The following is a 22,823-nucleotide window of genomic DNA, read 5'->3' on the forward strand; positions in this document are numbered from 1 at the left end:
AAATAAGAAGCAAATATTAAAAATAAAAATAACTAAAATAAATTAATTTGTGGATTTTAAATTTAAAATAAAATCCCATTATTGCTTGAAATTAAAAAATAAGAGTTTTAAATTGAAGATTCAATATTCAATTTTTCCCTTGCAAAAAAAATTCCAAAAATACAACACCCCTCTTAAAAGTGCAATTCATCTCCCGGCTTAAAGAAGCCGGAGAATTCTTGCACAATAATGTTAAAATAAAATAAATAAAATAATTATCAAATCAAATTATTTGATAAATATTAAAAAAATAGAATAAATTATTTTTTAGGATACAACGGATGATTTTCACACATTGGATCCTTAATCAAGTTCCGTTTCATGTGATACCTTAAGAAATAAAGCATCCATTGATTGGACAATTCCCTTAATGAAGCATCATCAAGCCTTTCGAATGGGGAGAAAAAGTCCATTTGATCTCCGCCGACAACAAAAGCTATGTCCTTTGTTTCAACCAACATAAAAAAGTCATTGCGAATGTTGTGAATGTCGAAATCATCCATGCTGGAAATTGTTTTTTCCTTTTTGTAATCATGGAAAAATGTATTCAGATATTCGAAATCAATGAATTTGAGTTCCTTAACTTCAAAATACACCTCTTCACTCAACAGCTGAGTTTTAAAGTTATAATTGGATAAGAAATCCACATCCCAAATGTTATTGTAAAATGCTGTGAAAAATGAATCTCCAGCAAATCTGACGGTTAAAGAGAAATCTTCATCATGTTTAGGAGTTCCAAGTTCGACATCCTTGAACTCAACATATACAGAATCCTGGGAAATCTCTATTGATGCCCATTTACCTGAATTGATTATCACATCACGGATTAATTTTAAAGATCTTACATTCATCATAACACCTAGTTAGTTGTAAACACTTCATATGCTCCTTCAATTTCATATTCCTTTTCACTATCATAAGATTTATCCCAATTAAAAGGATTAATTTCAATTTGGTTGTTAACTGTTTCATCCCAAACGATAGTGAAACCTTCATTTTTCAAATATTCGGCAACTGTCTTTCCGATTTCCAATGCCTTATCCTCATCGTTTTCAAAATCGCCGAAAGTGATTTTTAACCTATTTTCCCAAATAGACTCCTCAACATCATCAAAAGTGTAAAAGCAAAACCCTTCTACTTCAAATTTGTTATTTCTCAAATGAACTTCAAGCTCAAAAGCGTCACTTACACCTTCTTCAATATCAAATCCGCAATTGTGAATGGCCACAATCTTTTCTTTTGACAAATTCTTAAATGCATTTTCCAATTTGGAGAAGTCATCATTTGAGAAATCACTTAATGAGATATCATAATTGGAAAAATCAATTTCCTCTTCAATAAACTGGTCTTCCAAGATTTCAAGAATTTCATCAACGGAAAAAAATCCGGATTTAGTCAACACCTCTATCAAATAATCTATCTCATCAACTAAATCCTGGTCCATATTCTCACCTTTCATCATCACCAAAGATTAAAAGTCTGGTAACGTTTCCTCTTTCAGTAAATCCGGACATTACTCTAGCTTCACCAATTTTTGCAAGTGCAAAGTCATCATGAGGCTTGAATCCATAGCCTTTAAGCTTTGTATATGACTCAAAAGCTATTTTTGGATAAATATTGAAATTCTTTTGGAAGGTGTAGAATGTATCTCTGAATTTTTTAGGAGAGTTGTTTTCCACAATCAAATCAGACTTGATTAAAACAAAAATATCCAATCCTTCCTCTGCAATACTGTAATACGCATCCATGTCTAAAACGCTACTAGCCACCATGGCCAATGTGTGACAGTCATTGTAATTCGCATTGAGAACAGGAGAGATTAATTCCTGAATTTCAAATCCTTCGCCAATTGTCTTGAGTTCATTTGAAGAAACAATTAAATCACTACCAAAGATATCTTCATTATCCCATGCCCAAGACCATTGGTTGGCATCTTCCATATAAAATCCTAAGACTTGAACTGGAAATTCAACATCGCCAAAGGTCAATGTACCTTTTTCAATGTCCAAATCCCCAACGGTTTCACCAATTAACTCTGATAAGTTTTCTTGCTTGTCAAGTGCCAATGCACCATATTTTGATAAAATTGTTTTAAATGAATCCCCTTGTTCAATTTCAACTGGTTTTTCTATTACTTTCAATTATAACACCTAAAATTCTAATTTAGAAATTCTATCCATTGCTTCTTTAGTATTTTCTAATGTATTGAATGCAGTAAGTCTTAAATATCCTTCACCACTTGGACCAAATCCTGAACCTGGAGTTCCAACCACATTAGCTTCATTCAACAATATGTCGAAGAAGTCCCAGGAATCCATGTCGTTTGGAGTTTTTACCCAGATGTAAGGGGAGCTTACTCCACCGTAAACTTCAAGGCCAATGTCGGTTAAGCTTTCACGGATGATTTTTGCGTTTTCCATGTAGTAGTCAACCACTTCGCGAATTTGTTTTTGGCCTTCAGGTGAGTAAGTTGCCTCAGCGGCCCTTTGTACAGGATAGGATGCACCGTTGAATTTAGTGGTTTGTCTTCTGTTCCATAATGGGTTGATTTCCACTTCATTTCCTTCGGAGTCGTATCCTTTCAATTCTTTAGGAACAACTGTGTATGCGCAACGTGTACCTGTGAATCCTGCGGTTTTGGAAAAGCTTCTGAATTCAATAGCCACTTCTTTTGCTCCTTCAATTTCATAAATACTGTGTGGAACGTTTTCTTCACTTATGAATGTTTCGTATGCTGCATCAAATAAGATCACTGCTTTGTTTTCTTTTGCATAATCAACAAACACTTTCAATTGGTCTTTTGTTAATGTTGTACCTGTTGGGTTGTTTGGATAGCATAAGTAAATGATGTCAACCGGTTCTGATGGAAGTTCTGGAACAAATCCGTTTTCTGCATTACATTTGAGGTAGGTTAAACCTTCATACATTCCATCGTCACCCATTTCACCTGTTCTTCCAGCCATAACGTTTGTGTCAACATATACTGTGTAAACAGGATCGGTCACTGCAATCTTATTGTCAATTCCAAAAATCTCTTGGATGTTACCTGTGTCACATTTTGCTCCGTCACTGATGAAGACTTCTGAAGTGTCAAGGTCTATTCCGTACTTGTTGAAATCATTTTTAATGATAGCTTCTGCTAAAAACTCATAACCTTGTTCTGGACCATATCCCATGAATGTTTCACCATCTGCCATTTCATCTACTGCTTTTCTAAAAGCGTCAACTACTGCTGGCACTAAAGGTTTGGTTACGTCCCCAATACCCATTTTAATGATATCAGCATCAGGATTTGCTTTTGAAAATTCTGCTTCTCTTCTAGCTACTTCCACAAAGAGGTAACTGCTTTTTAATTTAAGATAGTTTTCATTAATTTTAACAACCATGATTAATCCTCATAAATATTAATCTAATTTATATTTTATTTTCGCAATATATAAATTAACTGATTAACATTCAACTATTAAAAATGCCCATTATTATAAAATAATATTAAATTAACTGTCAATAACCCAATAGGGGAAAAACCAACTTTAATTTTAAATAAAATCAAATTATAAAAGAAAAATTAAATAATACAATTTAATGATTACCACATGACCATTTTGAGGCAACATTTCAAAAATTAGAAATCTTATAAAAATATTTAAATTAATGAAAATAACATAAATAATAATAGACTAAATAAGGGTTGGGAAATAATGAATGACATTACCATAATACTTTGGATAACAATAGCTCTCATCGCTATTATAGCAATTATTTTAGTCAAATTGCATTATAAAGGCGTTGAGTTAGAGAAAGATGAAGGATCAATACTGCCAAGTAGTGAAAGCATAAACAATGCTCTTAATGCAGGTAAAAATACAATTAGTTCACTCAGTGGCAGCAGCAATAAAAACAAACCTTCAACTCAACGACGCAGTTTATCCCCGCAAAACTCCCAACAAAGTTCTATAAATCACAACTTATTTAGAAAGTCAACACAAGAAACATCCCCTCAAAATGATGTTTACATAGTACCAGAAGTTGAAAGTAAAAATACCATGACAAACTTCGAATACGAATCTCAAAATCAAGTTTTAATTAATTATGATAATAAAGTTGAAAAATTCCAAGAACCAATAAAACAAAGCCAGATTGATATTATGACTCAAAATAACAAAGATACAACCGAATTAAAAGATTTATTCACTATTGACGAATTAATCAAAGAATCCAAAAGAAAAGATAGTGAAAGAGAAAAAGAATCTCAAAAAATTAAACGTGAAGAAGATTCTGAACTTGATGCAATTAAAGAAAGCATCAAAAATAAAACCGAAGAACCATTAATTGAAGAAATAATTAATGAAGAAAAAGAAGAAGAAAAAATCAGTGACCTAATCAAAGAGAGCGAAGCTAGTGAAGAAACTGAAGATATTAAAGAAACCCCCTCAGTTGCAACACAAAAAGATGTTGATGAAGCCATTAGTTCCGCTGCAAAAGAAAGCGAAGAAACCGTCGAAAGCATTTCTGAAGATAAGGACATCACTGAAACATTATTAAAAGAAGAAATTGCAGAACCTGCTCTTAAAACTCCAAGTAAAGTTGATGAAACCAAAGATTACAAGTTAGGCGCTTCCATTGATGACGCTAACTTATTTGGAGATTCAGAAGAAGAAGGAATGGATTTAGATTACAGAAAAGACTTGGACAAATTCACAAACAAAATTAAAGGATCCAAACTATTCCAAGAAGTTAAGGAAAAACTCACTCCTGAAACTGAAGAGCTTACTCCAGAACAAGAATCATACATCAGAAACGTTAATGAGTATGATGAATACGAACCAATCATAAATGAAACCCATTTAGACTATGATGCTGATTACGAAGAGTATCACATGATTGACAATGATGAAAGCTTAAGGCAAGCTAATACAAGAAGAATATTCAACATGACTAAAAAGTCACCTGAACCTGAATTAGCTACACAAAGGGTTGCTCCAATTAAAAGCAAACCTGAAAGAAACAATATCAAGATACAAATTAGCAATGGTGACTATGTACTTAAAAAAGGAGATGAAATTATCTTCAATCACTTAGGCGAAACATATTCAAGCCAAGTTTATGCAATAAACGGTGATGACATTTCCGTTAGGTACAGAGGTAAAAATATTACTATCAAACCAAGTGATGTTAAAAAGATATACTAAAATATCTTTTTACAAAACTTTTCTTTTTTTAAAAAAAAAAATTATTCATGATTTATTCTGTATTCGCCATTTTCAACAATGTATTTAGGCACACTGATTTTTAAAGAGCGAATAATATTCAAATAGAAATCATCCAATTCCCTGTCAGCATAAGGATAGGTAAATTCAAAGAGATAGAGGTTGTTATCCTCTACATATAAGAATTCGTTACGTCTAACTCCATTTTCACCATCTGAAAATGATGATACAATCATATAGTAAATATCATCATTTATAGGCAAAAAGTCTGAAGCGATCAAATTGATTCTATCATTGTTTTCCAAATTCTTTTCAATATCGGCCCTTATTTCAGGAAGTCCAACCAATGTAGGTGTTGTTGAAAACTTTATGGACATTGGAATTTTGGTGTTCACAAGGTACAGTTCTGTGAATTCATCCTTGGCTTTAACTGGTTCAAAGTCCTTTGGCATTTGAAGTGTTGAAAATCCATTTGTAAACATTGTCATTGTATCACCTATTTGTGGGCATAGTAGAATATCATTTCATCATCAGCAATCTCATCGAGTCTTGCAAATCCAACCCTTTCGAATTGCACGATGTCACCAACTTTCAAGTCCTTGAGTGCACTTTCACCGAGACCGGTTTTAACAGATGCATCATCCATGACTATTTTAACATTAACGTTTTCATCAACTGGAACCCATTGGATGATTCTTGCTTTAGCTTCACGTGCATCCTCAAAGGAAGTTGAGTGATAATTTACATTATCTCCAGCAATCTCGACATTAACTGCATCCATCAATCTGAATAATCCATCTGCAATGTCTTCTTTTGCAAGGTATGCACTGCCGTCAAATGGCAAGTGTCTGTTTCCCCTGTCAATATGGTCTGCGTGGAGAGGTCTTTCAATGTCCACCTTACCATCCTGATAACCTTCAACTTCAATTTTTACCGGTTCTTCACAGAAGAAATACCTGTTTGCAACAGGTTCAAGGAAATTACGATTTAAACCGTAGATTTTCTTCCAGCTGATAGCTGAATCTGCCATTTTAACACCGATTTCAGTAATCAAGTTATAGATGGTTCTTGGGTCAATTCCACGTCTTGCAATGGCTCTTAAAGTTCCAAGTCTTGGGTCGTCCCATCCGGAATATGTTCCATCCTCAATTCCAGCCATAGCTTTTGAAGTACTTAATGCGATATCTTCCATCTTAAGTCTTCCGTAATGGATGAATTCAGGCAAGTCCCATCCCATGTGGTCATATAGGTATTTTTGTTTTTCAGAGTTAGCCAAGTGATCTTTTCCCCTTAAAACATGAGTCATTCCCATCAAGTGGTCATCGACCGCTACAGAGAAATTCATCATAGGATAGATTCTGTATTTGTTTCCCAGTCTTGGGTGGGTTTCGTCAACCAATCTCATTGCAACCCAATCACGTATTGCAGGGTTTTTATGGTTTATGTCGGTTTTTACTCTAAGTACCGCTTCACCAGCTTCCATAGTATCGAATTTTTCCCATAATTCAAGGTTTTCCTCAACACTATTGTCACGGCATGGGCAAGCTTTGCAGTTGTCTTTCAATTCCTTAAAGTCTCCACCGTCACAGGTACACATGTAAGCTGCGCCTTTTTCAATCAATTGGCGAGCATAATCGTAATATGTTTCAAATCTGTCGGATTGGTAAATGATTTCATCAGGTTTGATTCCTAACCATTCCAAATCTTCAGGAATCATTTCATAAGCAGGTTCAAATACCCTTTTTGGATCTGTATCTTCAATCCTTAAAATTAACTTACCGTTATGTCTTTTAACGTATTCAGCATTTGGAACCGCTGCACGAGAGTGTCCAATGTGTAATGGTCCACTTGGGTTTGGAGCAAATCTCAATACAATGTTTTCATGAGTTCCAGGCAATTCCTGAAGTCCTTTCTCTTTTGCTTTTGGTTTTTTGTCTTGAACTTCAACACCTAATTTTTCCATTTCACTAGCCTGTTCCTCTGGACTTAAAGCATTTACTTTTGCTACAATTTTACCAGACATAGGACCTATTTCTTTAGCCTTACTTCTGAGTTCAGGTTCGTTTGACATGATTGAACCCATTACAGCTCCAGGATTTGCACTTCCCTTATGTTTAGCTGCATTGAGTAAAGCGTGCTTGTAAATAATTTCTTCTAAATCATTCATTTAATCATCACAATTTTAAATTAATAAAAATAAGTAATATTATTTATTTAACTAAAAATATATAAATATAGTGAGAGTAGTTATTGATTAGATTTATAGGAGATAGATAAAAAACTTAGGTTGATATAATGAGCGAATATGTTGAAAAAGCAAAGCAATATATCGAGGAAGACAATATTGATGAAGCTCTTAAATTAGCTAGAAAAAGACACGGGAAAGATGATATTGAATCATATCTTGATATTTTAAACTTATTGATTGAGAATGGTCATTTACCTGCTCTTGAAGAAAAGGGCATGTATTATCAGTATTATGACCCCACACACGGCGATGGGGATTACGGTGAAAAGTACTTTGACGAATACCTAGAAAAGCAACCACGTTCCATCAATGCCATTTGTGACAAGGCAATGTCCAGGTTCAATAAGGGCCATGTTGATGAAGCCATCAGCTATATGGACAAGGCAGAAGAAAAATACAGTTCATATTCCAAAATCGAAAAGCCTCGCATTTCAAAAAAAGAACTTAAGATGGCTAGAATCGAGCTTTTGATTCAGGCAAAAAAGTATGAAGATGCACTGAAAAGCATTGAAGCCTACGAAAATCAGTTCGGTTCCGATCAAAAAACCGACCTGTACAAGGGACAGATGCTTCAAAAAAATGGAAAAAACCGTGAAGCGCTCGAATACCTAGACAAGTCATTACTTCAAGAAGATACTTTAATCGCTTTTAATGCCAAAGGTGATGCATTGTATGAATTGAAAGAATATAAAGAGGCATTGAAATGTTATAAAAACTGCTTACAATATGAAGGTAAAATCGAGGACGATTTGGAACTTAAAACCAATTTTAATTACAAGGCAGCATTCTGTTGCGTCAAACAGGGAGATGACCAAGAGGCTGTCAAATACCTGAATAAGACAATCAACATGCTAAACGAATATGGTAGACTTCCAAATGACCTTGAAAAAATATATCAGAAATGTTCCTTTGAAAAAGAAAGAATTATGAAAACAGGAGAAGTCAAAGACAAAGAATTCAAGAAGACAAGATTCTTTTCAGCCAGAACTTCCATCATAATCTTAATCATAATTATAATCTTATATGTTATTTTAAAAATGAACGGTTATGGATAACTTGAGACTTGGAAAAACTAATCTAGAAGTAAATAAAATAGGATTTGGCGCATTGCCAATTCAAAGAAGAAACATAGAAGATTCTCTTGCGATATTGAATATGGCATATGAATCAGGCATTGACTTTTATGATACTGCACGTTTTTACACAGACAGTGAAGAGAAGTTAGGCAGAGCCTTTGAAAATGTTAGAAGTGAAATCTATCTTGCCTCCAAAACTGCCGCCGAAACACCGGAGGACTTTTGGAATGACTTGGAAACTTCCCTTAAGGAATTGAGAACCGACTATCTGGACTTGTATCAACATCACAACATTTCATTCTGCCCAAAAGAGGGTGATGAAATGGCAAAGGCAATGGCTGAAGCAAAAGAAGAGGGATTAATTAAACATATTGGAATTACAACCCATAAGGTCACAATCGCAAATGAAGCACTTGACAGCGGATTATATGAGACACTCCAATATCCATTTTCATATTTAAGTGGAGAAGAGGAATTGAAACTGATTGAAAGATGCAAACAACTGGATGTGGGATTCATTGCAATGAAAGCAATGGGTGGAGGATTGCTGAAGAATGCAAAGGCCAGTTTCGCTTACATGAATCAGTTTGACAATGTCCTCCCAATTTGGGGAATCCAACATATGAGCGAACTTGGAGAATTCCTGTCTTTCCCATATGATTTGCTTGTGGACGATAGCCTAAAGCCTGTCATCGAAAAGGACAAAAAGGAATTGGGCGAAAACTTCTGCAGAGGCTGCGGATACTGTATGCCATGCCCTGAAGAAATCAACATCAGCCTATGCGCAAGGATGTCACTTTGGATTAGACGTTTCCCAACAGAACCTAACATGGATGAAAGGACACAGGAAATCATGCAAAAGACAAAAGACTGCATAGAATGCTATGCATGCGTGGACAACTGCCCTTACGAACTGGACATTCCTGAGCTTTTAAAAGAAAATTACGAAGATTACATGAACGTTTTAGAAGGAAGAACAAAAATCTGATAAAAATGAAAAGCGTTTTAACTAATCAGGACGATGAAAGATTTCTAAAACTTGTAGATGAATTGGATCAAGGATATTATGAACTGATTGGTGATGAACTTTCCAAATATGAAAAATACAACGAGTTTAAACAACACCATACCGTAATTCTTGCCCTTGATTCGGATAAACCTATAGCATGTGCCAGCTATAGGGTTTGCAGTGAAAACAGCATTGAATTCAAAAGGGTTTATGTCAAAAAGGAATATCGAAAAAAAGGAATTGCATATGATTTGATAAAACAATTGGAAGGCAGTTTGGATGCAGATTACAGATATTCATTCATCGTTACCGGAAAACACAATCATGCAGCAATTAAATTATATGAAAAATTAAATTATGAGGAAATTCCAAAATTTGGCCAATTCAAAGATGATGAAACTGTTATTTGCATGAAAAAAGAATTTTAAGGGATATTATGAAACAATGTATAGAAAATCCAAATGAGGTTGACTGGGAAAGTTTTTGGGCCGAAAGGCTTGAAGGAAAGGTCAACAAGGATTGGGACAAGGCAGCACCAGGTTTTTTTAAAAGAACTAGAAAAGAAGATTATCAGGATGCATTGTTCGACAAATTAATACTAGATAAAAACGATACTGTACTTGATGTGGGATGCGGCGAAGGATCAATTACCATACCCTTGGCCAAGAAAGTCAAAAAGGTCATTGGACTGGACTCATCCCCTAAAATGCTGGAATATCTGGAAAAGAGAGCTGATGAAAACAATGCTAACAACATCAAAACCATTTTAAAACCTATTGAAGAGATAAGCTATGATGAGATAGGGGACGTTGATGTTGTTGTCTGCTCAAGATCACTGAATGGAATCATCCCTATTAAAGATGTTTTATGGGAACTGAATAAAATAGCCAATAAGTATGTTTTCATAACTATTTTCGGACCTGAAAACAAAAAGATAGAGAAGGACTTCGATAAGGAACTTGGAATCAAAACAGAGGATTTCCCAGACTACAACTATTTTTTCAACATACTATTCAACATGGGAATCTATGCAAACATCGAAAGGTTTGACTTGAACAACTACAGGGAATATGACAATATCGAGGAAGCCATGGACAACGGCAAGTTCCGACTTGACTTGTATTCAGATGACGAAAAGGAAATGTTAAAAGAATACCTCGAAAGAATATTGACCTTTGAAAATGGCAAATATTTCAACGTAAAGGATAAGGCCGACTGGGTCATGGTTTGGTGGAAAAAATAATGTTTTTAGAGGCATTAGCCCCTAAAAACCTATTTTTGATTATTTGAAACTAAAAAAAAATAAGATTATAAAATGAAATTAATCACTTTTTATCATGGTTAAAATCATTTTATATGGAGATTTTACAGCTTGAAGAGCATGTGGCTCGTTTGCAGGCATGATGATTATTTCACCTGCTTTGACAGTGTGCTTTTCACCGGAAATTGTGATTTCAGCTTCACCGTCAATGATTTGAACCATTGCATCGAAAGGAGCTGAGTGTTCAGACAATCCTTGACCTTGATCAAAGGCGAAGAATGTGACTGTACCTAACTCTTTTTTGATTACTTCACGGCTGACTACGGTATCGTCCTGATACTCTACTAATTTTTGGATATCTAACGCTTTGGATTTAATGTCTTCCATAATTATTCTCCCATAATTCTTTTAATGTCGACTAAAGCATTGCCAGAAGTAGGGGTTAAATTATAGTTTCCAACTAAAACGTTTAAGATATCATCGTTACACCATGCAGGAAGCACTGGTCCAATCCACATGTCTGTTTTACCTAAGTAGAGTAAAGCCCAGAGAACTGCTGCTGCTTTTTGTTCCATCCATGAGAGAACAATTGTTAATGGTAATTCATTTAATTCCATTTCGAATAAGTCGCATAATGCTAATGCCACATCAACTGCAACAATGGTGTCGTTACATTGACCTACATCTAATAATCTTGGAATTCCTTCAATGTCACCTAAATCTAAGTCATTGAATTTGTATTTACCACATGCTAATGTTAAGATGACTGTGTCCTCAGGCAAGTTTTGCACGAACTCTCTGTAGTAATCATTGTGTTTTGCAGCTTTGTCACATCCGCCGACTACGAAGAATCTTGAGATTTTACCGTCTAAAACCAATTCTTTGATCTTGTCAGCGTGTTCAACAATAGCTCCTGCACTCCAACCTGTTGTGATTGTGGTTAGTTCTTCTGCTTCTAATCCTCCTAAGGATTTTGCGCATTCGATTACTTCGGAGAAGTCATAGTCTTCTACAGTTTTGACTCCTTCAAGTTTAGCTACATCCATTGTGAACATTCTTTCTTTGTATGCATCGAGTGCTGGTAAAACACAGTTACTGGTTCCAACGATTGCTGCATTGTATTTTTTAAAGACTGTTCTTTGGTCGTGCCATGCTCCACCTAATTGACCTGCTAAGTTTTCGTATTTGTTGAGTCCTGGGTATCCGTGAGCTGGCAACATTTCAGAGTGAGTGTAAACTTTAATGTCAGTGCCTTCAACTTGTTTTAATAATTCTTCTAATGCTTTTAAGTCGTGACCGGTTACAATAATAGCTGGTCCTTCTTGTGCTCCAACTTTTACTTCAACAGGTTGAGGTTCTCCGTATGCTTCGATGTGAGCATCTTTGAGTAATCTCATTACATCCACACTGACTTTACCTGCTTCTAATGCTAATGCAACTAAGTCATTAACGTCGAAGTTTACGTTGGTTAATGTGGTGTATAATCCTTTGGTCAAGAATGCGTCGATTTCAGGATCGTTTTTACCTAAAACGTTTGCATTGTAGTTGTATGCACTGATTCCTTTCATAGTAAAGATTAAGTTATCTTGTAATCTTGCTACGGTCGGTTTCTTACCACAAACTCCACTTACGGTACATCCGGTACCTTTAGCGGTTTGGGAACATTGATAACAAAACATATCTAATCCGTCTGTCATAATAATAACCTCATATAATTATCAATAATAGATTACTTATGAAGAGTATTTAAAGATTTTGTCACTTTTTAAGGGTTAAAGTGGCAAATATATATACTATCAACTAGATAACCATAAACATGGACGAGAATATAGCTACCCTTAAGGGAATTGGATTGACAATGTATGAAGCGCAAGCATATGTAACACTCACTTCATTAATATCTGCAACTGCAGTCGAAGTATCTGAAAAATCAGACATTCCTCGAAGCAAAATATATGATGTTTTGAAGAAGCTTGCCGAGAAGAATTTCATTGACATCGAGGACGGAAGGCCATTGACATATAATGTGAAATCACCGGTGGAAGTGCTATCAAGGGAAAAGGAAAGGCTGAACTCCAAGATAGATGATGCCATTACAAGGCTAACCTATGTCTATGAAAACGGTATGAGCCAGGTCCAAGCGCCAATATGGAGAATATATGGTGTCGAAAAGATTATTGCTCAGGAACTGGAAATCATCAAGAGAGCCAAGACCTCCATCAACATGAGAATAGGATTCCTGTTTGAAGGCGAAGGCGAGGCCATCCTAAAGGAATTGAAAAAGAGGCCAGATTTGAGAATAAACATTTTGGCATCACCGACATGCTACATCAACAATGAGGAAGTCAACATCATAAAACTGTTTAAAGAGGAAGACATCAACATTCAAAAGGCAGACATTCCTTTCGTTAAGTTAATAATATCAGATTCCAGGGAAATGATGCACACATACACAAAATTTACAGCGGACAAACGTGAAGTTATTCCCGAAACTGCAATCGGAATCTGGAACAAATACGAGGACATCGCCAAAAATTATGATGAAAGATTCATGAACCAGTTAAAAAAATTAAAAAAAAGAAATAAGAAAAAATTATAATTTCTTAAAGTTTAGTAAAGCGGACAACCCGAATCTGAATAAAACAACTCCGGTAGCTCCTCCTTTCTTAGCATTTTTAGCATCCTTTAAAAGAGAATTGTAAGAGAGCTTGCTGATATCCCAGTCGGAATGGTAACTTTGAAGTCCAGACCATATTGCAGATCCCTTGGATTGCTTAACAAATTTCTTTGTAGTTTTCTTGATCCATTTGGAACTGGCCTTGTAATTGCCTTTATAAATCATTGGGATAACAACGTCCAAATACTTTGAGATTGTAGGAACGTCCTGCCCATAGTAGTATTTCATGGAAGTTGGTTCAGGCATTACCGCAGCGGAAATTATGCAATTCGGATTCACGCCTCTGATTTTGATGCATGCTTCCTTGACAAAATAGTTGACTGCACTAACCGCATTCTTATATTTATATGCATTGCCTCCAAATCTCAAATAGTCAAAATGGATTCCATCCACTTCCTTAAAGGAAGCGTAGTATTTAGCCAAGTTGATTTTTTCATTCATAAAAGCGTAATTGTAAACTCCTTTCTTGTTAGAAGCATGGACAAATTTTCCATCCTTATAAAATACAGCCATCCAAATGTGAACCTTGATGCCATACTTGTGAGCTTTTTTAATCCATTTTATTACTTTTGTGGAACCGTACTTTGAGAAAACAGTATGCTGAAGGAATATCTGTTTAGTTCCTTTTTTTGAAAGCTTCTTGAGGCTGACTTTCATCATGCCCCATTTATCAACCCAGTATCCGTTACCCTTGGCCAATTTGGATTTAACGGTAATCTTAAATGTTCCTGAAGAATGCAAATACAATCCAGAACCTTCAAATGAGTATGCAACAGTATAAGTTCCTTTTTTAAGGTTTAAATAACATGATGCAATACCATAATCGTTGGTCTTGACTGTATAAGTCACTCCATTAACTTTAATTTTTACATTCTTGCCTTTGACTGGATTATTATTTATGTCAACTAATTTCAGTTGGAATATTGTTTTTGAACCTTGACGATAATTAATATTCTTATCCGCAACCGTGAGATAGGTCACCAGGTCAGGATTGACCTTAATTATTGCAGTCCCATTGGATTCTGCATAATCGTCATCACCTTCAAAGAAATATTGAACATTATATGTTCCGGTTTTGAGTTTAAAGTTTATACTATATTTACCATTATCATTAGTGATTCCATTATACTTCACACCATTTAGAATGACTTTAACTGACTTATTTGCCAATGGAGTTCCATTGGATTTTAATTTGACAGTGAATGTATCCTGCAAATTAGTGTATGTTTCCACATCCGATGCGGTGAATTTCACAGCAGACTTATTTTTCTCAATTTCACCATCATCAGAGGAGTCGTTTTTAAGTATTTGTGAATCAGAATTCAAATCGATGCCCATATCCTGTGATGAGACATCATCCAAACAGACAGCGTCAGTAACATTTTCATTCGCTGAGACATAAGAAATAGTTAAAAATAATGATAAAAATATTATAAAACCAAATATGATTTTCTTATTCATTAATTCACAACCAATTACTATTTAATGCATTAAAATACTTAAATATTTGGCTTAATGAATTCTTCCTCAAAGGCTTTATAAACATTTAATAGAAAGTCATCAAGGAATTCCAATGTGGTTTCATATATGTCTTCTGGAACGCTCCAATATGCAGATGCAATACTTCCGGCAATTGCCGCTTGAGTGTCTGCATCACCACCAAGTGAAACAGCATTTCTAACTGTATCCTCAAAGTCATCTGCTTCTAAAAAACATATTATGGATTCCGGAACACTGCCCGCACAAGAAACATCAAACGAATAGCTTGGTCTAATATCATCAAGCTTTCTGGACAGGTCATAACCGTATGTTTGTTCGATGTACTGTTTAATCTCATCCTTTGTCGAACCGGTTCTTGCTAGATAAATCGCATCCGCTGTTGATTGAGCTCCCTTTATCCCTTCCGGATGGTCATGTGATATGATGGCAGACAACTTGGCGAGTTCCTGTGTCTCTTCAAGTGAATCCGCAACCCAGGCACAAGGTGAAACTCTCATTGCTGAACCATTAGCCCAACTTCCGTAAGGTTTCGGAGGGTTTTCAACTAGCCAAGAGATGAATCTACCCCCATATCCTGCATTAGGATACATATTACCGTAATACTGTACAGTATCAATCAGATATTGCTTTGAGTTTTTATTGCCCATTAACCAGTCTGCAATAGCCAAAGTCATTACAGTGTCGTCAGTGAAAATTGACCTTGGAGGAAACAGATCAAAATCCTTGGTTTTTATCGGCCAATGCTCTTTTGTAGATCCTATAACATCTCCTGAAATAGCTCCAATTATTCCTTTCATGAACTTAAATTATGTTTAAGTTATTTATAAGATTTTTCATATTGCTTTCAAAAAATTGTGTTTAATGTGAAAAATTGCTTTAGACCCGAAATATTGTTCCCAAATCTAAGAAAAAAGATTTATAATAGATTAAATAAAATTAATTCTGATAATACAACGTATTATCAACAATACAGAAATTTCTATAACATTTCATTAAAAACATTCAGATACTCGCTTCTATGAATAAAATTAAAACAACATGTTACAACAAATATAGAAATTTCAACTACATTAACGGCTAATGTAAAAACCGTATTAATACCCAAAAATGTGATTCCATGCAACCCATGGAATCATAAAAAAAAGTTAAAAAATGAGAGAATTTAAGAGTTTCTCCCAAGTACGAAATCTGCAATATCTGAAAGTACCTGTTTAGATGAAGAGTCAGGTAATATTTCAAGCACTTCTTTTGCTTGGTCCACAGATTCTAATGCCAAATTACGAGCATATTCAATAGCACCGCAATCTGTTAAAATTTGAATCGCTTCAGCTATATCATCATCTGAATTATTATCATCTTTTAAGATTTCAAGTAATCTTCCAGAGTCATCACTAGCTAAACCTTTGATTGCAATGATGGTCATTTTTCCTTTTCCAATATCGGAACCGATAGGTTTACCTAAGGTTTCCTCATCGGATGCAAGGTCAAGATAGTCATCCTGAATTTGGAAAGCAAGACCAATCAATCTACCGTATTCATACATTGCTTCAATCACTTCGTCATCTGCTCCGCCCATAATAGCTCCAGCTTTGGTAGCAGCAGCAATTAAAGCACCGGTTTTCTTGAAGATCATTTCCATGTACTCATCTTCGGTAACATCGAATCTTTCTTCAAAGCCCATGTCCAATGCTTGGCCTTCACAGATTTTTACACATGCATCAGCAACAGTAGCCAATGCCTTGTTGTTTTGTTCGGAAGTGGTTCCTTCTGAACCTATAATTATCTCAAATGCCTTTGAAAATAATGTGTCACCAGCAAGAATAGCAACGTCATCTCCCCAAACCTTATGGACAGAAGGCATTCCTCTTCTCATATCATCCTGATCCATAATATCATCATGGATTAATGAAAATGTGTGGATTAATTCAATGGCTGCACCGGCCTTACGAGCAGATTCACGTTCTCCACCAACAGCTTCAGCAGTGATTAATGTTAAACCTGGCCTGAGCATTTTTCCTCCAGCTCTTGTAAGATAAATTGATGCTTCCGCAAGATTATCTGGAGTAATAGTGGATAATTCTTCTTCAATTGTTTTTGTAATATCAGTTGAATAGTTTCCAAGTACTTCTTTTACATCACTCATTTTTAACCCTCTTCTAACTTTTAAAAACTTGTGCTTGAGCATTTCTTAAAATATGAATATCATATCCTATTCTGTATCCTTCTTCTTCTGCAAGTTCAGCATAAGCCGCAAGCATTGATAAGTCTCCGTGTGCCGGAATGATATGTTGAGGTTTCAACATTCTGAGGAACTCCCTGTGGTCCTCCCTTCCAGCGTGTCCGGAAACGTGAGCATTAGGATAAATTCTAGCACCTTTCAATTTTAATCTCCTTTCCATAATGTGCCTGTTTGCAGCATTGGTTGGATTTGGAATAATTGGTGCAGAAATAATAACATTGTCTCCTTTTTTAATGTTGAATGGTGTTCTACCATTGGCAATTCTTGGAAGCAATGCGTCAGGTTCACCTTGGTGTCCTGTTGTTACAAGCAGGTAATTAGCCCTATCCTCATCCGCTTTCATTAATGCCTTATTCACTGCCTTTGGAGATCCGTAAATGCTAGCGTTCTTAGGCAATTTCAATATTCCTAATTTCTGTGCAATACCACAGAACCTTTCCATGGACCTTCCGAGGAAAAATATTTCCCTATGGCTTTTCTTAGCAATGTCAGCAATAGCTTGTACACGTTCTACGTGAGATGAGAAAGTGGTAACAATCATTCCTGTTTTTTCATGTAGAGGTCCTCTCATTACATCCTCTAAAATATTTCTAGCGATTCTTTCAGAATGAGTTTTAACCTCACCGTAATTTTTGGCATTAGTTGTTTCAACTATTAATGCAAGCACACCTTTCCTACCTAACTCTTTTAGCCTTTTATAATCAGGTGGAGGTGATACTTTTTGATGGTTATCAAATTTAAAGTCCAATGCATAGACGATGACTCCTTCAGGAGTGTGCAATACTGGGAATACTGCTTGAGGAATACTGTGTGTTGATTGTACAAATTCCAATGTTATGTCTTTTGAAAGTTTAACCTTACTTCCAGGGTTTAGGACCTTAATTGGATTTGTTACTTTAAACTTACGTTCCCCTTTAATTTGTTTTTCAATTAACGCTGCAGTATAAGGTGTTCCAATCAATGGCGCATCATATCTGTGAGCCAATTTTGCAACAGCACCTATGTGATCTAAGTGACCGTGGGAAAATACAATTCCTTTAACTTTACCATCAACATCCTTCATTAATGTGTCGTCTGGAATTACTCCCCTTTCAATTAGATCTAGACTATGCATCCTGTCGATATCAGTGTCCTCGTGCATGCTAATCCTGTCTAGGTGAATCCCCATATCAAAAATAACAACATCATCACCTATGCGGATAGCAGTCATGTTCTTCCCGACTTCCTGATATCCACCAATAGCGATTACTTCAACGCTCATGTTTTATCTCCTTGAATAATTCTTTGTGTTAATACCTCTTTCGTCTAGCCATTCCCTTGTTTTTCCACGAATGACAAGATTAGATTGTTTCAATTCTTCAATATTATTTGCTCCAACTAAAAACATAGCAATTCTTAGTGAATCATTAAATCTATTAATAAATGTGTTTAAAGCGTCTTGTGACTTGCAATTCTTTAAAAATGGCAATGCCATACCCACGGCATCAGCTCCAAGAGCTATTGCTTTTGCAGCTTCCAAACCATTTCTGATACCTCCAGAAGAGATTACAGGAACATCAACAGCATTGGTAACTTCAGCAGTACTAACTGCAGTTGGAATTCCCCAATCCCAAAATATCTCTCCCAAATACCTGTCTTCAGCACGGTATGTTTCAACGGCAGCCCAACTGGTACCTCCTGCACCTTCAATATCAATAAAGTCAACGCCTGCATCAACCAATGTTTTTGCTGATTCAGCGGAAATTCCGCATCCTGTCTCTTTTGCAACAACAGGAATGTCTACAGAATCAGTTATTTGACCTATCAAATCAGTGTATCCCCTTGCATCCAAGTCGCCCTCAGGCTGAATGGACTCTTGAAGAGGATTTAAATGAATAGCGAGAATGTCAGCATCCAATATTTCAACTGCCTTTTCCGCCAAATTCAATTGAGGTGCACCAATGTTACCTACAAGTAAACAGTTAGGCGCATTTTCACGAACAACAGTGTAAGTATCCGCAAGTTCGGGATGTTCACAAGCAGCCCTTTGAGAACCTACTCCTAAAGCTATTCCATTATTTTCAGCAGCAATTGCCAATTGTTTATTAACTTCCTTAGCTGCAGGGTGGCCCCCAGTAATTGCAGTAATGAATAAAGGTGAGTCTAATTTCTTACCAAAAGCCTCAGTAGACAAGTCTATTTCATTCTTATCTATCTCAGGCAAGACATTGTGAATTAGTTCAATGTCCTCAAATCCAGTGGTTTTATTCTTAAACTCAACATCATAATTTTCACAAATTAATAAATGCTCTAATTTTCTATCTGAAATCATAAATTAATTTCCCCTTGAAATTACTGTTCCTTTAACTTCCATGTTTTCCAATACTTTAAAAATGTTATCTTCAACTTCAGCATTTATTATTTTAGATTCGATTCCTAAATCTGCTAAATATAAAAGTTCTTTAATTTTACCGACCATTCCACCGGTCACATCAACGTTTGTGGTTCCTTCCAATGTGTCTAAATCCTTAAGGGATGTGAATTTATCAAAAAATATTGCATCATCATGTGTTTTAGGATTCTTATTGTAAACGCCATCAACATCAGTTCCCAAAATAACCTGTTCAGGATTGAGATTCATAGCAAGATATTGGATTATCTGATCTCCGGAAATAACGCAAAATTCCAAATCAGTGTCCAGAACAACATCCCCGTAGATAACTGGAATAAAACCCTTATCCAGATATCTTTTAAACAAGTCCAGACTACCTTCAGTTATTCTTTTATCGGTAGCTGAAATGAAACTTGAAGCGGGAAGCGCAACGGTTGGCAATCCCATCTTGATAAACTCCTCACATATGAACATGTTTAGCTTTTTGACTTCATTTTGAATTTCACAAAATCCTAATCTCTTTTCAGGGTATTGGGATTTGTCAAATTCCTCTCCAATCTTATGTTTTTTAGCTGGAGGATGGCCAAATGAACCCGCACCATGGACAATTATCAAATCTTTTGGAGAATTATCTAAAGACCTTTTTATTTCAGATGCAATTCTTTTAAGGCTGATAGCGTCAACTTCACTTGTTTGTGAATCTTTATTTGTTAATATACTACCGCCAATTTTTAAAATAATCATCAAATCACTTATAAACCCTTGAAGAAACTCCTTTTCTGGTAAATCTGATTTTTAAGACATTGTCATCACGACTAATTGCACGAGCCACTTCTTCAACCTTACCTGGGCAAAGTGCAATGATACTGCCTCCACCACCAGCGCCAGTGGTTTTGGAACCAATAGCCCCGGCTTCCCTAGCATTATACACCATACGAGACAATTCCAAAGTGTTAACGCCTAAAACATCAAGGAATCCATGATTAATATTCATCAATTCGCCAATCTTATCGAAATCCCTTTTCAAGATAGCCTGTTTAGCATAATTTGTTAAGTTTCCCATTGAAGTGATGACAGGATTGATGATTTTTGGATTTCTAGCTTTGAGATTTTTAACATCCTTAACCATTTTGCCTGTATTCCCATGCTTGGTTGTATAACCCACAACAAATGGTACATTAAAATTAACATTGAAATGCTCAACTTTCTTGTTTCTGGACAAATAGACAAGACCTCCATATGTGGAAACTAATGTATCAAGAGGGCTTGCAACTCCTTGAACTGCCTGCTCAACCATATGAGCATCATGTGCAAGAGATTTCTTATTAAAACGAATATTATGATAACGATAAAGAGCAGCTAGAGTAGCTACTGTAACCGCTGCTGATGAACCTAATCCAGATCCAATAGGAACATTGGAATTTAATGTGATGTCAATTGGACTGTGGTCATGAACTTTATAAAGAGCTTCTAAAATGTATCTAATAATACCTGGTTTTCCCTTTAGTAAAATATATTTTTTATGCTCTGTAAGTAATTCAGCTTCAAAACCTATATCTGGAGCTCTAAAAATAGTTTTACCATCTTCAGACTCTTTAATTGTAACATAAGCTCTTTTATTTACAGCTCCCGCTATTGCAGGTTCGCCATAAACAACAGAATGTTCCCCAAATAAAATAGTTTTTGCCGGAGCAGAAGCTTTAGCTATCAAATAACTCACCTATTTAAAAACACCTGAAGCATAACCTACTACTGATGTTAAATCACCAGTAACATCTCCACTAGTCCCATAAGCCAATATATCACAATCACTCTTACCGCATCTCTTTGAAAGAGAAATGGCAGTCATTACAGGACCATAACCACACATTGTAATATTATACTGAACTACCTCTTCAAAAAGCTTGAACTCATTCATCTCATCAATGTCCTCCAGAACAAAGCCATCAACTTTATTTGCTTTCTCTTGATTGTTGAAATGAGATAAATCAGTGCTTGCAATTACGCAATAAGACTTGTTTAACTTATTTCCAGCTTCATAAATTGCATTTGCAAGATCATTTGAAGTCACAAATGTTTGTTTGCCCATAGTTATAGGCACTATTTTAAAATCAGCAGAAAAGTATTGTAGGAAAGGTAGCTGAACTTCAATACTGTGTTCTCTTAAATGAGCAGTGAATTCCGCACAAGCAATGTCTGAAAATTCGATTATGCTATCCGCAAACTCGTTGTCAACATGAACATTGCCTAATGGAGTAATCCATTCACCCTCATTGAATACTGAAATTTCACTACCGAATCCAGTATGGTTTGGACTTAAAATTATAAAAACTTCAGGAAAACCATTCTTAACGATTTCACAATAGCCATGAGAGGCTATTGCACCAGAATATTGATAACCTGCATGAGGAACCATAACATTGATTGGGTAATCATTACCTTCAAATGAATTCAATTCCGGCACATATCCAACGCCAGAGTCATCTAAAAAACAGCTTTCAATAAGCTTTTTTAGATTTTCAGGGTCATTTGGATAAAATGCCCCAGCCACAGCAGGTTGTCTTAACATTTAACTCACTTAAAATTTAAGTTCGAATTCAGTTGCATCAATATCAAGGTCACCGTCTTCTGGGATGTCTCCTCTTTCTCTTAAGATTTGTCTTGCGAGTAACCAGTAAACTAAAGCGATAGCTTTTCTACCTTTGTTGTTAACAGGTACAGCAATGTCAACAAAACTGAGTAAGTTTTCAGTATCACATAATGCAATAACTGGAATACCGTTTTGTTTGGATTCTAAGATAGCTTGAGCGTCAGATCTTGGGTCAGTTACTACAATAATTTTTGGTTCAATGAATTTAGCATAATTTGGGTTGGTTAAGGTACCAGGGATGAATCTACCAGGAATGGTTTTAGCACCGGTTAATTCACCGAATTTTTTAACAGGAGCTTGACCGTATTGACGGGTTGCTACTACTAAAATGTCTTCTGGGTCGTATTTTGCTAATAATTTTGCGATTTGTCTGATTCTTTCATCAGTTTTTTGAATGTCTAATACGTATAAACCATCAGATCTTACTCTGAATATGTATTTTTCCATGTCACTAGTTTTTTGCTGGGTACCAATGTGTAATCCAGCAGCTAAATAATTATCTAAGTCTATTAAAAGTTCTTCATTTACCATATTTTCACCTAC

At 35.6% G+C, this 22,823-nt stretch carries 23 protein-coding genes; 6 read left to right on the forward strand and 17 right to left on the reverse strand.

All coding sequences use genetic code 11. The features are described 5' to 3' along the window. Nucleotides 1–299: 299 nt before the first annotated feature. The 4 genes from ILA26_RS09195 to ILA26_RS09210 are packed head-to-tail and all read right to left on the reverse strand — an operon-like array spanning nt 300 to nt 3,425. On the reverse strand, nt 300–890 hold the full coding sequence (locus ILA26_RS09195; protein ID WP_292896576.1) for a hypothetical protein: 591 nt from the start codon (nt 888–890) through the stop codon (nt 300–302). Nucleotides 891–898: 8 nt separating this feature from the next. After that, entirely contained in the window at nt 899–1,483 is a 585-nt protein-coding gene (locus tag ILA26_RS09200; protein ID WP_292896578.1) for a hypothetical protein, read from the reverse strand. Nucleotides 1,484–1,487: 4 nt separating this feature from the next. Further along, nucleotides 1,488–2,180: a DUF6882 domain-containing protein gene (locus ILA26_RS09205; protein WP_292896580.1), complete on the reverse strand. Its 693-nt coding sequence runs from the start codon at nt 2,178–2,180 to the stop codon at nt 1,488–1,490. A 9-nt stretch (nt 2,181–2,189) separates the two neighbouring features. Beyond that, entirely contained in the window at nt 2,190–3,425 is a 1,236-nt protein-coding gene (locus ILA26_RS09210; RefSeq protein ID WP_292896582.1) for an LL-diaminopimelate aminotransferase, read from the reverse strand. Between the two features lie 315 nt (nt 3,426–3,740). Here ILA26_RS09210 and ILA26_RS09215 point away from each other — a divergent pair, with 315 nt between their 5' ends. Next, the gene (locus ILA26_RS09215) at nt 3,741–5,231 is read left to right on the forward strand and encodes a hypothetical protein (RefSeq protein WP_292896584.1); all 1,491 of its coding nucleotides are present in this window, start codon (nt 3,741–3,743) and stop codon (nt 5,229–5,231) included. 41 nt (nt 5,232–5,272) lie between these two features. Here the strand turns inward: ILA26_RS09215 and ILA26_RS09220 are convergent, their stop codons facing one another. Next, a complete protein-coding gene (locus ILA26_RS09220) occupies nt 5,273–5,737 on the reverse strand; it encodes a hypothetical protein (RefSeq protein ID WP_292896586.1) in 465 nt (154 codons plus the stop codon). An 8-nt stretch (nt 5,738–5,745) separates the two neighbouring features. Further along, nucleotides 5,746–7,416, reverse strand: coding sequence for a glutamate--tRNA ligase (locus tag ILA26_RS09225; RefSeq protein WP_292896588.1), 1,671 nt, complete (start codon nt 7,414–7,416; stop codon nt 5,746–5,748). A 128-nt stretch (nt 7,417–7,544) separates the two neighbouring features. Here ILA26_RS09225 and ILA26_RS09230 point away from each other — a divergent pair, with 128 nt between their 5' ends. From ILA26_RS09230 to ILA26_RS09245, 4 genes are read left to right on the forward strand one after another with little or no spacing between them, the layout of a single operon-like run. Then, nucleotides 7,545–8,552, forward strand: coding sequence for a tetratricopeptide repeat protein (locus tag ILA26_RS09230; protein WP_292896590.1), 1,008 nt, complete (start codon nt 7,545–7,547; stop codon nt 8,550–8,552). After that, nucleotides 8,545–9,561 (forward strand): aldo/keto reductase, encoded by a 1,017-nt coding sequence (locus ILA26_RS09235; protein ID WP_292896592.1) that lies wholly within the window; start codon nt 8,545–8,547, stop codon nt 9,559–9,561. Before ILA26_RS09230 ends, ILA26_RS09235 begins: the two co-directional genes overlap by 8 nt. Nucleotides 9,562–9,566: 5 nt before the next feature. Beyond that, a complete protein-coding gene (locus ILA26_RS09240; RefSeq protein ID WP_292896594.1) occupies nt 9,567–10,010 on the forward strand; it encodes a GNAT family N-acetyltransferase in 444 nt (147 codons plus the stop codon). A gap of 8 nt (nt 10,011–10,018) precedes the next feature. Next, on the forward strand, nt 10,019–10,825 hold the full coding sequence (locus ILA26_RS09245; RefSeq protein WP_292896596.1) for a class I SAM-dependent methyltransferase: 807 nt from the start codon (nt 10,019–10,021) through the stop codon (nt 10,823–10,825). Between the two features lie 78 nt (nt 10,826–10,903). Here the strand turns inward: ILA26_RS09245 and ILA26_RS09250 are convergent, their stop codons facing one another. Together ILA26_RS09250 and hcp are read right to left on the reverse strand one after the other, a co-directional pair. Beyond that, entirely contained in the window at nt 10,904–11,233 is a 330-nt protein-coding gene (locus ILA26_RS09250) for a cupin domain-containing protein (protein ID WP_292896681.1), read from the reverse strand. Then, nucleotides 11,233–12,540 (reverse strand): hydroxylamine reductase, encoded by a 1,308-nt coding sequence (hcp, locus tag ILA26_RS09255; protein ID WP_292896598.1) that lies wholly within the window; start codon nt 12,538–12,540, stop codon nt 11,233–11,235. Before hcp ends, ILA26_RS09250 begins: the two co-directional genes overlap by 1 nt. A 119-nt stretch (nt 12,541–12,659) precedes the next feature. Between hcp and ILA26_RS09260 the strand changes: the two genes are divergently transcribed. Further along, a complete protein-coding gene (locus ILA26_RS09260) occupies nt 12,660–13,442 on the forward strand; it encodes a helix-turn-helix domain-containing protein (RefSeq protein WP_292896600.1) in 783 nt (260 codons plus the stop codon). On the opposite strand, the gene ILA26_RS09265 is transcribed toward ILA26_RS09260, so the two are convergent. From ILA26_RS09265 to rpsB, 9 genes are all read right to left on the reverse strand, one after another. Next, a complete protein-coding gene (locus ILA26_RS09265; RefSeq protein ID WP_292896602.1) occupies nt 13,437–14,981 on the reverse strand; it encodes a putative glycoside hydrolase in 1,545 nt (514 codons plus the stop codon). The two genes, ILA26_RS09260 and ILA26_RS09265, sit on opposite strands and share 6 nt — an antisense overlap. A 38-nt stretch (nt 14,982–15,019) precedes the next feature. Then, nucleotides 15,020–15,817 (reverse strand): ADP-ribosylglycohydrolase family protein, encoded by a 798-nt coding sequence (locus ILA26_RS09270; protein WP_292896604.1) that lies wholly within the window; start codon nt 15,815–15,817, stop codon nt 15,020–15,022. A gap of 365 nt (nt 15,818–16,182) precedes the next feature. Further along, a complete protein-coding gene (gene idsA, locus ILA26_RS09275; RefSeq protein ID WP_292896606.1) occupies nt 16,183–17,163 on the reverse strand; it encodes a short chain isoprenyl diphosphate synthase IdsA in 981 nt (326 codons plus the stop codon). Between the two features lie 13 nt (nt 17,164–17,176). Beyond that, the gene (locus ILA26_RS09280; RefSeq protein WP_292896609.1) at nt 17,177–18,520 is read right to left on the reverse strand and encodes an RNase J family beta-CASP ribonuclease; all 1,344 of its coding nucleotides are present in this window, start codon (nt 18,518–18,520) and stop codon (nt 17,177–17,179) included. A 3-nt stretch (nt 18,521–18,523) separates the two neighbouring features. After that, nucleotides 18,524–19,570 (reverse strand): type 2 isopentenyl-diphosphate Delta-isomerase, encoded by a 1,047-nt coding sequence (gene fni, locus ILA26_RS09285; protein WP_292896611.1) that lies wholly within the window; start codon nt 19,568–19,570, stop codon nt 18,524–18,526. Between the two features lie 3 nt (nt 19,571–19,573). Next, entirely contained in the window at nt 19,574–20,374 is an 801-nt protein-coding gene (locus ILA26_RS09290; protein WP_292896613.1) for an isopentenyl phosphate kinase, read from the reverse strand. A 4-nt stretch (nt 20,375–20,378) separates the two neighbouring features. Further along, nucleotides 20,379–21,341, reverse strand: a complete 963-nt coding sequence (gene mvk / locus ILA26_RS09295) for a mevalonate kinase (protein WP_292896615.1) — start codon at nt 21,339–21,341, stop codon at nt 20,379–20,381. 9 nt (nt 21,342–21,350) lie between these two features. Beyond that, on the reverse strand, nt 21,351–22,199 hold the full coding sequence (amrB, locus tag ILA26_RS09300; protein WP_292896616.1) for an AmmeMemoRadiSam system protein B: 849 nt from the start codon (nt 22,197–22,199) through the stop codon (nt 21,351–21,353). A 9-nt stretch (nt 22,200–22,208) separates the two neighbouring features. After that, nucleotides 22,209–22,811 carry a 30S ribosomal protein S2 gene (rpsB, locus tag ILA26_RS09305; protein ID WP_116591298.1) on the reverse strand — a complete coding sequence of 201 codons (603 nt, stop codon included), beginning with the start codon at nt 22,809–22,811 and terminating at the stop codon, nt 22,209–22,211. Nucleotides 22,812–22,823: the final 12 nt, after the last annotated feature.

Source organism: Methanobrevibacter sp., assembly GCF_017940815.1.
Classification (GTDB): domain Archaea; phylum Methanobacteriota; class Methanobacteria; order Methanobacteriales; family Methanobacteriaceae; genus Methanocatella.